9 protein-coding genes are annotated in these 14141 nt (G+C 42.9%); 5 read left to right on the forward strand and 4 right to left on the reverse strand.

The genetic code is table 11. The annotated features are described in order from the left end of the window. The first annotated feature begins 205 nt into the window (after window positions 1-205). The 5 genes from L2729_RS05820 (at window position 206) to L2729_RS05840 (ending at window position 8705) form a co-directional block, all read left to right on the forward strand. Window positions 206-3913, forward strand: a complete 3708-nt coding sequence (locus tag L2729_RS05820) for an ATP-binding protein (protein ID WP_248987408.1) — start codon at window positions 206-208, stop codon at window positions 3911-3913. After that, window positions 3913-4536 (forward strand): hypothetical protein, encoded by a 624-nt coding sequence (locus tag L2729_RS05825; RefSeq protein ID WP_248987409.1) that lies wholly within the window; start codon window positions 3913-3915, stop codon window positions 4534-4536. The genes L2729_RS05820 and L2729_RS05825 overlap by 1 nt, the downstream gene beginning before the upstream one ends. Continuing rightward, window positions 4536-5777, forward strand: coding sequence for a hypothetical protein (locus L2729_RS05830; protein ID WP_248987410.1), 1242 nt, complete (start codon window positions 4536-4538; stop codon window positions 5775-5777). The genes L2729_RS05825 and L2729_RS05830 overlap by 1 nt, the downstream gene beginning before the upstream one ends. A gap of 190 nt (window positions 5778-5967) precedes the next feature. Further along, window positions 5968-6846, forward strand: a complete 879-nt coding sequence (locus L2729_RS05835; protein WP_248987411.1) for a DUF7281 domain-containing protein — start codon at window positions 5968-5970, stop codon at window positions 6844-6846. A gap of 614 nt (window positions 6847-7460) precedes the next feature. After that, window positions 7461-8705, forward strand: coding sequence for a dicarboxylate/amino acid:cation symporter (locus L2729_RS05840; RefSeq protein ID WP_248987412.1), 1245 nt, complete (start codon window positions 7461-7463; stop codon window positions 8703-8705). Between the two features lie 32 nt (window positions 8706-8737). Here the strand turns inward: L2729_RS05840 and L2729_RS05845 are convergent, their stop codons facing one another. The 4 genes from L2729_RS05845 to L2729_RS05860 form a co-directional block, all read right to left on the reverse strand. Beyond that, on the reverse strand, window positions 8738-9235 hold the full coding sequence (locus tag L2729_RS05845) for a hypothetical protein (RefSeq protein ID WP_248987413.1): 498 nt from the start codon (window positions 9233-9235) through the stop codon (window positions 8738-8740). Window positions 9236-9411: 176 nt separating this feature from the next. After that, a complete protein-coding gene (locus L2729_RS05850) occupies window positions 9412-9918 on the reverse strand; it encodes a hypothetical protein (RefSeq protein ID WP_248987414.1) in 507 nt (168 codons plus the stop codon). Window positions 9919-10455: 537 nt separating this feature from the next. Beyond that, the gene (locus L2729_RS05855; RefSeq protein ID WP_248987415.1) at window positions 10456-11835 is read right to left on the reverse strand and encodes a sigma-54-dependent transcriptional regulator; all 1380 of its coding nucleotides are present in this window, start codon (window positions 11833-11835) and stop codon (window positions 10456-10458) included. Further along, on the reverse strand, window positions 11832-13844 hold the full coding sequence (locus L2729_RS05860) for an ATP-binding protein (protein ID WP_248987416.1): 2013 nt from the start codon (window positions 13842-13844) through the stop codon (window positions 11832-11834). Before L2729_RS05860 ends, L2729_RS05855 begins: the two co-directional genes overlap by 4 nt. Window positions 13845-14141: the final 297 nt, after the last annotated feature.

The raw sequence follows: 14141 nt of genomic DNA on the forward strand, positions 1-14141 counted from the left end.
TAACGAGTTAAGTGTCATTAATTCTACACCGTTCGCTAAATAGCTGAATAAGTCCTTTATGCAGCCACATAACGGAATAAAGTTAGCCAAATACCAGTTGAAGTAGGACTTGGCTATCGACAATATAGCTCAATCCTTATAAATTATCCGGCTTACCCTTTTTTACGTCGTAGTGGCGTTAAAATCGCTCATATGAGGAATGTTCATGGTTCAACAAGGCTACTCTTTACTGCGTATTATCATCATTGACAGTTTTTGGAAGGGGCAAGTTAATGAGCTTGATTTAAGCGGCCACACGCAGTTAGAGGGAACCAATGGTGCAGGTAAAACCTCATTAATGCGCTTATTGCCATTATTTTATGGCATGCGCCCGAGTGACATTGTCAGCAAGGTTGATCAGGCGCGTAATTTTGTCGATTATTATCTGCCACGTGCTTCAAGTATGTTGATTTATGAGTATCAACGCCCCCATGGACAAACGTGCATGGTACTAGTGTGTAGCGATGGCCGCGGCGCGCAGTATAAATTTATTGATGCGGCTTATAACAGTGAACACTTTATTGGCGATAATCATCAACGTCGATCAATTAAAGAAATTGAAGGCTTTTATCGGCAGATAGGCTGTGACTCAACCAGCTATTTAGCCGTTGAAAAGTACCGTCAAGTGATCCAAAATCTCCGCAGTGGCCGAAAATTAAAAGATGTACGCCAACTGCAAAATCGCTACAGCTTTTGTGAACAGTCTAGTCCGCATATCGATAAAGTGATTAACGGCACCATCGAAAAGAACCTCGATTTTGAAGCTGTGAAACGTATGCTGGTAGCTATCGCGAGTGACTATCTTGCCCGAGGTACAGCGGAAGAGAAAGAGCAAATAAGCCTCAATAAAGAGGACATCAGCAGTTGGTTGGCTGATATTCAAGCAAGCCGTGCGGTACAAAAAGTAGCAGATAAAATTGGCCTGTGGCAGGGTGAATTTAATAGCCTAGATAGTCTATTGAACAAGCTTCAGCACCTGCATTTTGAAATACTAGCCCATCAAGTAAGCCTTAATGAACAGCAAGAGACCAGCGCTGAAAAGAAAAAGCAGGCACAACAACAGCTTTCAACTCTGTTACATGAGCTAGAAACGACCAAGCAAGCATTGAGTAAGCAGGTGTCTAACTTAAAGGCAGATATTGAGGGTGATCAAAGCCGGATTGATCTACTCGATACTGACAAGATGAAGTATGACGATGATGATGCGGCAAATTATCAGCTGCAAGCTGACAGAGCACCGCATATCCAAGATCAGCTTAATGAGATCAATGCGATTATTAATGCCTTTGAAGGCAATATTAATAAGTTGCAGCAAAAATTTGCCGATCTGATCCAAACATTAAAATTTCAACACTTGCAAGATCAAACCAACAATCAAACCAAAGTGACCAGTATTCGTGAGGTTGCCACTCAAAAACTCACTAAAATCATTGATGTTGATCGGTTACAAAATCGCGAACTTGAGCAGCAACTGAATGGGCGTAATGTCGCCCTGCAGCTGAAGAAACAGCAGCTAGAAAGTGATCTTAAACTAGAGCAGCAAAAATTATCTCAGGTGCAGCTCAATCAAGTACAGCTCGCGCCAGAGTTGCAGCAAGATATCGAGCAAAACACGCAAGCGCTAAGTGATGCTAAAGATAAACAGAACAGTTTGTATAAAGCGCATTCTCAAGCGCTGCAGCAATATAACGGTCTAATCAAGCGCCGCGATAATCAGTTAGAGAAATATGCTCAAGAAAAACGCCAGTTAGAGGGGCTCTCGGCGGAATATGAGCAGGTACGTGCACAGCTTATTCCTGCTGATGGCTCGTTACAGTATTTCCTTGATAACGAAGCACAAGCAAAAAACTGGAAAGATAATATTGGTCGCTTACTGACAAGCGAACAGTTAACGCGTTGTGACCTAGCTCCTACATGGGTCGGCGGCGACAGTTTTTATGGGCTTTCTCTCGATTTAGCACCTTTACAGAGCAATGACTCACTGTTTCTCGATGAGATCCAGTTACGCGAAAAGTATGAAGCACTGGGGGATAAAATAACCGAGCAAGCTGCTCGAATAGAACAGCTCGATGAGCATATTGGCTTATTAACCAAAGAGATCTCAGCTGCGGAAGCTGATTGCGCAACGGCGACGCAGGATTTGACCAAAAATGAACTCAATTTGCAGCAGCTAAACGTGCAAAAAGAGAATTTTGAGGTTAAAAGAGCAGTGGCGATTAAGGCTTATACCGATGCCGTTAATCAGCAACTCAAAACGTTAGAGTCTGAACAGAAGCGCTTAGTCAAACAGCAACAACAGTATACTGAAGATGCTGAAGAACAGCGCCATGAACTGCATAATCAACTGCTTGAAAAGCGTATGGTGGTAGAAGGCGACCGTGATAGTCAGCTGGCATTGTTAGTGGAGGAGAGCGTAGAGAGTGACGCGAACTATAAGCAACGTTTAAAAGATCTGAAAAAGCAGCAAAACACCGATCTGGCCAAACTTGATCCTGACGGAGAGGTCGATAAGCGCACCACTGAGCGCAAGGCGATAGAGCAAGCGTTGAAGCAATGTGCTGTGTTTGAGCAAAAGGCACATCACTATCAGCACTTTATGACTGACCGCTATTGTCATCGTGATGGTTTAGTTGAGCAAAATCAGAATCGATTAGTGCAACAGCGGAGTATTGAAACTCAGCTTGAAGATGCTAACGTGCGACTCAATAGTGATATCACTGCGCTACGCAGCGATATTAAAAAACTGAATGATAAAAAAACCTATGCCGAGGAGTTGCTCAATCAATTAGCGGAGAGCCAACGTCACTGTGAAAAGCAGGGCATTGAAGCGCAGGAGTCTGCAGGTCAACCACATAACCAAGCAGATCTCAGTGTAAGTTTTTGCGCCGATTGGCTCAATCAATTTAAAGTGATTGAAAAACGCTTAGGCGAGCAGCTTAATAAGTTTAACGACGGTTTTAAAAAGAAACATGCCAGCAGCGATCTGTACGATAACTGGCAAAAACTGGTGGCTGAGCACGATAACTTTAGTGCCGCAAAGAGTTTGTTTAAATACCGAGAGCCAATAGTCGAGCTGTTAAGCAGTGCTCAGCAAAAGCAAAAAAACACTTACCAGTTGGTGTCGGTTAACGCCACCATGATCAATGAGTTTTATCAACATGTTGAGAACTTTGCCAGACAAATTAAAACGATAGGTAAGCAACTGTCGACAAAGGTGACTGGGCTTGCCCATTTTGATGCGTTAGCAGAGATCAGCGTCACCACCGTGATGAAGCAAGAAGAGTTGGAATACTGGGGATCGTTAAAAGAGTTTTCAAAAGCCTATGATCTATGCCGCGATCAATTAAGCGATGGTGTGGGTGAGATCCCCGACGATCTTGTTTATGCGATGCAAAAATTAGCGACTTACCTGCCCAGTGAAGGTTTTGTATTAAACCACTGCAATCTGTTTGATATTGAATTTACGATTACTGAAAAAGGGCACGTTAAACATGCCCGTAATGCACGCCAACTCAAAAAAGTGAGTTCGACGGGCCTATCGTATTTGGCGATGCTATCGTTGTTTGCTGGCCTACTTGGGATGTTGCGTGGCGAAAGCCAATTTAGCAGTCAGATAATTTTACCGGTGGATGAGTTGGGTGAATTAGCGGCTGAAAATATTGATCTGCTATTGAAAATGTTTAGCGATAACGACATTCATATTTTATCGGCTTCGCCATCCACTGACCGTCATATTTTATCTCTATACGATAGACACTATAAGTTGAAAGATAATAAAATTTATCATGCTGAAATCCCGCAATCGCGCCTCGATGAACTTCTGGCGAATCGAACCAGTCAGCAACAAACGGCTACCGCTAAGCAGGAGTTATAATGTTTAAACAGACGATTCAAAAGCTGCTCACTGGAGAAGTGATTTGCGAAACCGCCTTTGCTGAAGAATTTACCTACCTTAAAGTGGACAGTGAGTTTGAGCGAGTCAGTGATTTTTTGTCGAATCTCGATCGTAACTTAACCTATCTTGATGGTGCGGATGCCTATTACTGCACATTTATGCAGGTGGACCAAAGTAATTCTGCCGAGTTGTCAGCGTTGTTTAACGAAATGCGTAGCGTGTTTAGGCCATTAGTCGAATTCTTAGATTTACTGCTGACCGCGACCCAAGCTGATCTGCCTTTGCATGGTAAATCAGTGGTTAATATTAACGCACTATTCGAACCGTTCGAGCAAGATCAAACTTTACGTGATCAACTAAGACGGTTGACCTCGATTAAGCCGTTTAAAACCAATAAAGAAGAAACCAGAGAGCAGCTTGCGACCTTATTTAATAAGCTCGAAGATATGCACTATTTTGTCCGTAAAAACCCGGGTAGTAGTCGTTATTTCGCCACGGCGCGGTTTGATCTTATTTACTGCTTAATTGAGTTTTTAAATGATTCAGAGCAAGTCGAGTTGCCGGATGAGCAGAGCGAACAACAAGATGAGTTATTGTTTTAATGGCAGGCTTTGATGCAGGACAGGTCGCAGCGCTGCTGAGAAAAATAGGCGCTAACGATGAGCTATTGGCTAACGCCTATGTCTACGGCTCGATAGCGGCAGACAGCCAAGATGGCAAAACTATTTCGACCTTACACAAGGCGGGTTTACTGCGCCCTGATGATGAGGCCGGTGAGTTTAGGGTCACCACAGACTTTAAACGTATGCTTAACCGTTTGATGCGCAAGCAAAGCAGTTATCGTCAGTTAACCGATATGGGTAAGGTGATTGAAGCGCTGGACGAAACGGTGAAAGATTATCAACTGTCGGTACAGGCTAATCATTCTGAAGATGCGGATCTGTTTTTAGAACAACTTGATGATCTGTTATATGAAACCAAAGATGGATTAAACAATAACCTCGACAATATGCATTATGGCATTGTGAGCCAATTTGGTTTTGTCAGTAGCTTAGCGAACAAGATAAGACAAAACGAACGCTACTTGAACCATGCCCAAAATCTACTGACCGAGCTGCAACAAATTGATCCTGAAGCTTGTTATGAGTGGATAAACTGGCCGTGTCCAAATGAGTTTGCCCGTAAAATTACCGGTTTTGTCTATTGGTTTAACCAAGTGTTGCCTAGGTTACGTTTCATTATCGACAACATGCGTCTGAGCCTGTTTCGCCTGCGTCGTGATGAGAAAAAAGCCAATCAACTGCGCAGCATGGCGCGTTTTTTACGTCAGCACCCTGAGTTTGATCTAAGCGATAATCTGTATGAGCAGCCTGCATTGCCTGAAGGCTTAAAATTAGCCCCAGCGATGGCGCTTAAATCTTATGTTGATACGCGTAATACCGCGTTAGAAGCACCGCTTATTCAGTTAGTTCAAGCTTTGCGAAAGCAATCTATCGCTCAGGATGTGAAGGAGCGAGAGACTGCAGAGATTGAGCTTAAGCCGATAGAGCGAGTGAGCTATCAAAGTGACTTTTTTGATCTGCAAGCTGAATTGCTGTTTGAGCAAGTCATTACGACTAATGCCCCCATCTCCGCCTTAGTATTTTGGCGACAGTCACAGAATGATTGGCAAGAAAATGCTCATAGCATCAAGCCAAAAGCCTGGATTGAATTGGTGTTTAGCTGCTATTGCAAGCTAACCAATGAACAACAAGCCGCGTTTAGCATCAATATGAAAGGGGTCCAACTTGCGGGGACATCCGATAACTTCAGCTACCACGATGTGGTGATCGGCTTAAATTAATCGCAGTGCTCTCTATTGCGGTTGTTCAATTTGTAAGAGTTTGAATTTTATCCATCTGAATAAAGTAGGTCTTCATCAGCATGGATGTAAGGCAAAGCCCCATGGATGGGGTTACGGCGGCCTTGCAGATGAATGACAGCAGTGCTAAATAAACAACGTTTGAAAATCGCGCTTTGAATATAGGTTATGTATGCAAAAAGGCTTGTTTAACGATACCCAAAAACTGCTGCGTAAATATTCTGCAGGTGACAAGATTCCAAGTAAAGAGTATTTAAAACGCCTAAAGTCGGACTATGATTTTGGTGTGTTTTCAGCTGGCTATTTTACTTACGCCATTGCTGATAAAATACGGCTCATTAATAAAGTTAAACAGCAGTTGGACGCGCATCTTGAGTTTGACCCCTATCCAGAACCACAAAGTCGACATGACAATTCAAAGACCGATAGAAATGAGAAGTTAAATAGCTACCCTGTTAGCCGTGACTTTATTCTCATTAACAGCATCAATGGTTTGAAAATCAACAAACAACTGATCGCTAAATCGCCATTTTCTTCATTGGGACTGTCAATAAAAGCTGACGAAATCGACAGTATTGAACACCCATACATCGTGCTGGTGGAGAACCTGACATTAATGGCTAACTTGGCGCAGCTCATCCTACCAGAGGCTTTAAAAGATGCATTGTGGGTATACCGTGGTGACGTAAAGCCCAGCCAGCAAACCGGAACTGCCTATCAATTTTTTAGGCGTTGGCAACATAACGCCAGCTATAAACTGGTCTGTTTTAGCGATTTAGATCCAAAGGGTATTGAGATCGCTTACACCAGCCAAGCGCATTACTGGTTGTCACCAACGGATTGTGAGGCGGCGCTTGCGATTGCAGTAAAGCTAGAAGGAATTGAGCAAGAGTGGCATAACCAAAACGAAGCACGTCTTTATTTGCATGGTCAAAAGCTCCTACCCGCTCAATGTCTGTTAGCGTTCTCGCTAGTGAATGATCAACGTATAACACTAAAGCAAGAACACATGCTAAGCCATCATTTGCCGTTGCAGCTATTTGCTTTGTAGACGAAGGCTGTCTATTTACAGTCATTTGTTGAGATGTTCTTGCGATAAATATCCTCTCCTTGAAGGCTCCTTGAAGACGTTATCATTATTGATTAGCGTTATGGGGCTTTATCGTTTGGCATCACCAGAGTATTGAGCTACCACTTTTACTGGCGATGTCACCGGCGCTAAAGTGTGCGCCAAGTCGCTGTTAGAGTAGAAAGCTGACCGTTGCTCACTTTATATAAAACTGCTTAACACCATGTAGTAGATATTTAATTTGTCGCCGCTAGTGTTGCTGGTTTTTAATTCTGTAGCTTGCGTTCTTTTGGGTTGTTTACACTGCTTTTTTTTGAAAGGTAAAAAAGTGGACGTTGTGTAAATGTTACTTTTGTAGGCGTTAATCTGGGTTGTTTGTGGTTTTAGTTGGTGTTTTTTTGATTCTATACAGTATCTTAGTGTGAATGCTCTATTTTGTTATAAGTTTGTTTTATAAAGTAATTCGGTGTTTTTGATTGAATTTATTGCCAGCATGTTTCACTATCCTAACCACAAATAGGCGACTAGTACTAAGTCGTCATGATTGAAGGCAATAGAAGACATGCGATAAGACATGTCGAATATAAGGCAAGTTAATGACTAAATCACTTTCAACACGGATCTTTATGGGTCTGTTTACCGGTCTGATCCTCGGATCGATTATTCAATATTCTCTCGCAGATATCAGCTTCTTTAGTGGCACTGTTGTCGATATCGCCTCTGGCGCTGGCACCATGTTTGTCAACATGATCATGATGTTAGTTGTACCGCTGGTTTTTGTTTCCATTGTATGTGGCGTTTGCGAGCTTAAAGATCTCAACAGTTTTGGTCGCCTGGGCGGAAAAACCTTTGGCTTCTATATCATCAACACGTTAGTGGCCATTTTTGCGGCTTTGGCGGTAGCCTTGTTATTGTCTCCGGGTAAAGGGGTTGATATGTCTAGCAATGGTGGCGTCGATATTGTCGCGACTGAGTTGCCAAACTTAGTTCAACTTATCGTCGGCATTGTACCGAGCAATCCAGTAGCGGCCTTTACGTCAGGCAATATGCTGCAAGTTATTTTTATGGCTCTGCTGCTGGGTGGTGTGATTAAGTCGCTTGGCGAAACCGCTAAAAGCGCAGTCAGTGGCTTTCAGGTTGCTAACAACATCATGATGAAGTTGATTAGTGTGGTGATGCAGCTTGCACCCATAGGTGTGTTTGCATTAATGCTTAAACTTGGCGCAACTCTCGAAGCTGCCATATTTGGTAGCGTGCTTGAATACCTGGTGGTTATTTTAAGTTTGCTACTCTTCTGGATTTTTGTGGTATACCCATTTGCGGTAAGCATGTTTACGCCTGTATCGGCAAAAGAGTTCCGCAGTAAGACCCGTGAACAGATCCTGTTTTCACTATCGACGGCAAGTTCAAATGCAACAATCCCAGTGACGATGCGCACCCTGACGGAAAAGCTTGGTGTTAATCGGGCAGTTGCTGGATTTGGCGTTCCGCTCGGTGCCACCATGAATATGGGTGGGGTATCAATTTACATCACTATTGCTATTTTCTTTGTCGCAAACGCGTTTGGTGCTCCAATCGGCATGGATCAGCTTCCTGCACTACTGTTTAGTATTTTCTTGCTCTCTGTTGGCGCTGGTGGCGTTCCTGGAGGCGGAATGGTGATGATTGGTGTGCTTATCCATCAGATGGGTTTACCGGTCGAAGCATTTGCTATTGTTGCAGCGCTAGACCGTTTAATTGATATGGTACTGACCTCATGTAACGTGGTTGGTGATACGGCAGTGCTGACCATTGTTGATGAGACTGAAAAGCGTGCTGAAGCTAAATTAGCGACGGTTTAACGCTAAAGGTTATTACATTTAAATGTCAGCAATTAGCTGGCATTTTTTTGGGTGATATTTTGACACTGATTGAAAAAGGCTTTTAGTTCCGCGGCTTCTGCATCAATATAAAATGTTGCCAACGAACTCCTTCCTGAGCTCATTGAAACAGCTTCTAACCCTAGATGTAGAGGGTTATTTGACTGGAACTCTTCACGCAGCATTTTACTTTTCTCTGGTTCACAGCCTTCGGTAGATACAAACGTAGAGGCTGAACCTTGTCCACGCATTTGGCAGTGAATACCATTTAAATTAACAATCAATAAACTGTCATCTGCGTAGTAGGCATAAGGAGTGCTCGTGGTGAGAATTGTTTTAATCGTGGTATCGATAGCAGTGCAGCTAAGAAGAAGAGTGTTACTTTCTTGTGAAACCAGCAGAGATGAATTTGACGCAGATGAGCTAATCATTAAATTGCTATAGGGTTCAGCTTGCGTCATAAAGCTTGGTATAGCGATTAAGATATAAACTAATATATGGAGAGGCTTCACTATTCGTCCTTGATTTTTAAAGTGCTCATCCTATGAGCGTGTTCTAAGCCGCCGCATACTATCACAGCAGAAATAAATTTGAATAGTTAAGCGATAGAAACCGCTGGTTTTATAAAAAATGTTAGTGAATTATGCTATTTGTGTTTCATCTAGGTTGAAGGTGTAGCAAGTCGTGATTAAAAGTTGTTTAAACTTTGCATTGAAAGTTGTTGGCAGTTTTTTCGTAATTCGAGCATCGCTTTGTCAAGTTGATGAATGTTAAAACTCGCATTACTGCTGATACCAGAACTTAGTGATATAGCTTCGAGGTTAAGTACGCCATCAACAGAGCTATTGATTTCATCAAGTATGGTAGGCAACTGTTCATTATCACAGTCAAAACAGGATTTAAACATAGAATCTGAGCCTTCACCACTCAACTGTCGTCTTAAACCATTGAGTTCGAGTATTAGAATACTTGGATCGTCATGGTAGGCATAAAAACTCTGAGTATCTAAGATTGTTTGTATCTCAGTATTATTCGTATCACATTGAAATAATAATATATTACCATTTTGTACCGTTTGAAGATGGTGTGATTGGACCTGTGATTGGATGTCACTTTCTAAAACGAAATCGCCAAAGAATGCTGCATTTGCGGGAAACGCGACAAACAAGCTAAATAAAAGCATAAACGTTTTCAAAATCATGTCCTATTAGGTAAATATATATTGCAAGGGAAAGTAAGAATTTTCAGCTGAATACAGCACGGCGCACTGTATCAGTTGTTATAGATGTTATCTAGCTGTGTGCGTCACAATAATGTCACTGGTCGTTTTTTTGACGAAATAAAGTGAATATCTTATTGATAGCTCTTTAAATTATGACTAATTCAAATGAAAGTCGGCTTGTCGTGTCACTTAGAAGATACTTGTTGCTGCATTGTTGATTTTCTTTGTAGGATGAAGCGCTAGGGTTAATGTGCCGAAAGCCTCGTAGAAGTCGAGAATATTCAAAGTAACCGGAAATGACTTTATGACGGGTAATGCGGCTTCTCAAGATGATTAGGATTGGTTTAATCATCGAAGTCACATTGATAAGTTTAAGTTATAGCAGAATGTTCGGATCTATACGGATCTATATTGGACCTGAATAGAGGCGGGTTTTACTATGCTGACAAGGTGGAGAGCTCTCTACCTAAGTAGAGAGCATTAACTGTAAATGCTCAATAATAGTGAAGTCTATTTCTCTTGCTTAAGTCGTCGACTTAACGCGCTTTGGCTTATGCCGAGCATTCTTGCCGCTGCAGTTTGGCTATTGGCTGTGCGGCTCATAGCTTCGTTAATCAGTGCGTCGCCCATCTGCGCTAATGTTGGCAGCTCTTTTGGAAAAACCAACTGGCATTTATCATCGGGAGCGACTTTATTGAGATTTATGGCCTCCATAAAGGGGGTAATATTGAGTTGAATACCATCGCTTCTACTGACCGCATCAAACACCATTCCCTTAAGTTCGTGTAAGTTGCCAGGAAACTCATACTCGGCTAATTGTGCGGCAAGGCTGCTGGGTTGTTGTGGTCTAGACAAGTTCATCTCATCCGCTGCTAGGGTGATGAAGTGATTAATCAACATGAACAGGTCGAGTCGACGTTGCCTTAATGGTGGCAGCTTTATGGTGTGAGATCGTAACCGGTATAGGAGATCGTTTCGAAACTTACCGGATTTGCTTAGCGCGAGCAGATCATGCTGTGTCGAGGTGATGATTTTACACAGTACTGGATAGGCTTTATCACTGCCAATTGGATAGTATTGTTTATGCTCAATCACATCGACCAGCTTTGCTTGTGCTTCTATGGGTAAGTCACCAATCTCATTCAAATACAGTAAGCCAGATTGCACTTGATGTAATACACCCGCTTGCGCGCTGACTTGGCCATTGTCGAGGGTTTTGATCTGCCCAAATAGTTGCAGTTCAAACGCAGAGGTGCTTATTCCAACAAGGTTAACATTAACAAATGGCGCGTCAGGGCAGCAGAGTAGATGGCCTGATTTGGCGAATTCATCTTTACCAGTACCGCTTTCTCCTTGGATCAGGATTGGCTCTGGGCTTGGTGCAACGGCTTCAAAGTAACGAAACTGATCGATCAAGGCGGGTTCGCAAGTCAGAATATTATTGAACGCTTCGGGCTGACTTAGGGTTTTACTTAGAAAGCTCTCTTTTATTCTTAAATAATTGCGTTCCAGCCCAACAACCTCTAAGGCACGACGAACGGTTCTGGCCAGATCATCGACATTGTCGGTTTTAATAAAATAATCGTACGCGCCATGTTTAATGCAGCGGACTGCAGTATCGACTTCATTAACGCCAGTGACAATGATGACCCGCGTATTAGGGAACGCATTGCGGATCATATCTAACAGCTCTTCACCGGAGTGAAATGGCATCGTCAGATCCAGTAACACCAAAGCGTAGTCACTCACCTCAAGACGGTTCATCACTTGTCTGCTATCAACACAAGTATCAATTTTTGCTTCGGGCACTAACCGATTGAGCGTAATTGATAAGGTGCGCAACCAAGATGCTTCATCGTCGACAAGTAGGATATTTCTGGCAAGTTTCACGTTTGAGACTCCAATGGAAAACGAAGGGTAATGACCGTACCTTGGCCAATACGTGATTCAATCTGCATATCGGCTTTATGCTCTTTAATAATACGGCTACAAACGGATAAACCTAGACCACTGCCACCACTTGAGCGTCTGGTTGTGAAAAATGGCTCGGTGATCCGTTGCAGTGTGGCTCTGTCCATTCCTTGGCCTTTATCGATCACCGTCAGGCAAGCAAACTGCTCCTCTACGCTGGTCTTTATCAAGATATGTTGGTCATGCTCATAAGTCTCGGCATCAAGTTCAATGGCATGGCTGGCATTTTGAATCAAGTTAATCAGCACTTGGTTGAGTTGCTGTGCATCACCTTTAATGATTGGGCTTGGATTGTGCAGTTCAGTGGCGACATTCAAAAGTTTTATTTGGTTAGCGGTTAAGCGTAAAGAGACCTGTACCACCTCATTAAGTGCGATAGCTTGATATGCATCGGTGAGCGTTGGCAAAGCGTAACGTTTTAGGTCACTCACAATGCGGCTAATTCGCCCAGCGCCTTCAAGGATAGATTGACTGCTCAAACTGAGCTCTGCCATGGCGGATGTAGGTTCTAGACCGGCAATATTCCAAAATGGATTCTGTTTTTGATAGCTATCAGCGGCGCTTGAAAGGTCGGCGAGAGCATCATTAATAAACGCAATGGAGTGGACGATGATACCGGTGGGATTATTAATTTCATGCGCGATACCCGCGGATAGCTCACCGAGTGAGGCCAGCCTACTGGCTTCGTTATTGGCTTGGCGCAGTCGCTGCTGTTCTGTAGTTTCTTCAAGTAAGATAACTGCTTGATTATCACCGATAGGATGCAGCTGTAGCTGCCAATATTGATTTTCAATCATCATATCGGCAATGGTCGATTTATCCGTATCGAGTGCTTCAATCAAGGTGGGGTAAAGCGCAAAAGGTTGGCCATCTTCATAGTGAAACAGAGGGTTGCTCAGCAGCTGGTTATTGTCGTTGCTCCATAAGCACTCGCCCTCTCGATTGAATAGAGTGACCCCATGAGGAATGCCATCTAACACCGATTGGAACTGTTTAGAGAGATTAGATATGGCAGTTTCTGCTTTTTTTCGCTGTGCTAATTCAAGGTTTAGCGCTGTGGTGCGTCTGCGTAAGTTCAGACTAATGTAACCCGTCAGCAACATGCCTATGGCAGAGATAAGGCTGATGAAAATCGCCAACGACAGTATTTTTTGTTGGGCAGAGTTAAGATCCACTTTCTCGCGGCCGGTACCAAACCACTTATTGACGAGGCGGTCGTATTCCCCTGACAGTTTTAGCTGCCTTAATGCATCATTAATTTTATCCATTAACAGGGCATTCTTATGGTTGCTTATAAAATTAAACGCGCCATAAATCAGTGGATCGCTTGAACTACGAATCGAGGGGTATAAAGGCATTAATCGTCTTGCGACAAAATTTTCGGCAATCACCACATCGACTTTGCCTTTTATTAATAGCTGAAAACCCGTTTCATAAAGATCGACATCGACTCTTTTAAAATTTTGCAGTTTTCCTGATATGTACACATCGACACAAGCGCCTTTTTTAATGGCAACACGTTTCCCTTTTAAGTCGTTCCAGCCGTTAATAAACGACTTTCCTTGCAGGGTGTAGGCTTTTGCATGGGTGGCATAAATGGGATCTGATTGGCTGAGATCACGATCGATCGTCACCGGGCTCACCACGGCAATCACATCAATCAATGATTCAGGATTGTGTACATCGGCAAGTAATTGCTGAAATGTCTTGCGTCTAACGACGATGCGCTTGCCTATTAGTTGACCAATTCTATCCATCAATTCTAGGTTGAAGCCCTGTTCGACCCCATTATTACGCCACTCTAGCGGAGCTGTTTTTGAGTGAACTCCAAAGACAATACTTTGCTTTTCATGGGGGGCTGCGGCCTGTGCAATGAGAGGAAGAGTCAAAAGGCTGAGAGTGCAAAATAAGTTAACTAATATTTTCATAAGCCAATTTTAGCATGCGCTTATAGAGCATAACTGTGCTGAGATTCTCGCTTTAACTACCTATTTACATGTCGTTTGGCTATACATCACGTTAGGTGTTCAGCTTTATGCACTCTATTTAGCTACGCAGAGGTTTCTACTGTCTATCATTAACTAAAATAGTTGGGTGCTGTCGGCATTGATGTGTGAGCGGGATAACATAGAGTTATGCATTTTTGCATAACTGACCATGCAGTTATGCATCTTTGCATGAGCTGTTTTACAGGCTGTGATCAAGTGTTCAGTTTAGCGTTGTTA

Origin of the sequence: Shewanella gelidimarina (assembly GCF_023283945.1) — a bacterium.
GTDB classification, from domain to species: Bacteria; Pseudomonadota; Gammaproteobacteria; order Enterobacterales; family Shewanellaceae; genus Shewanella; species Shewanella gelidimarina.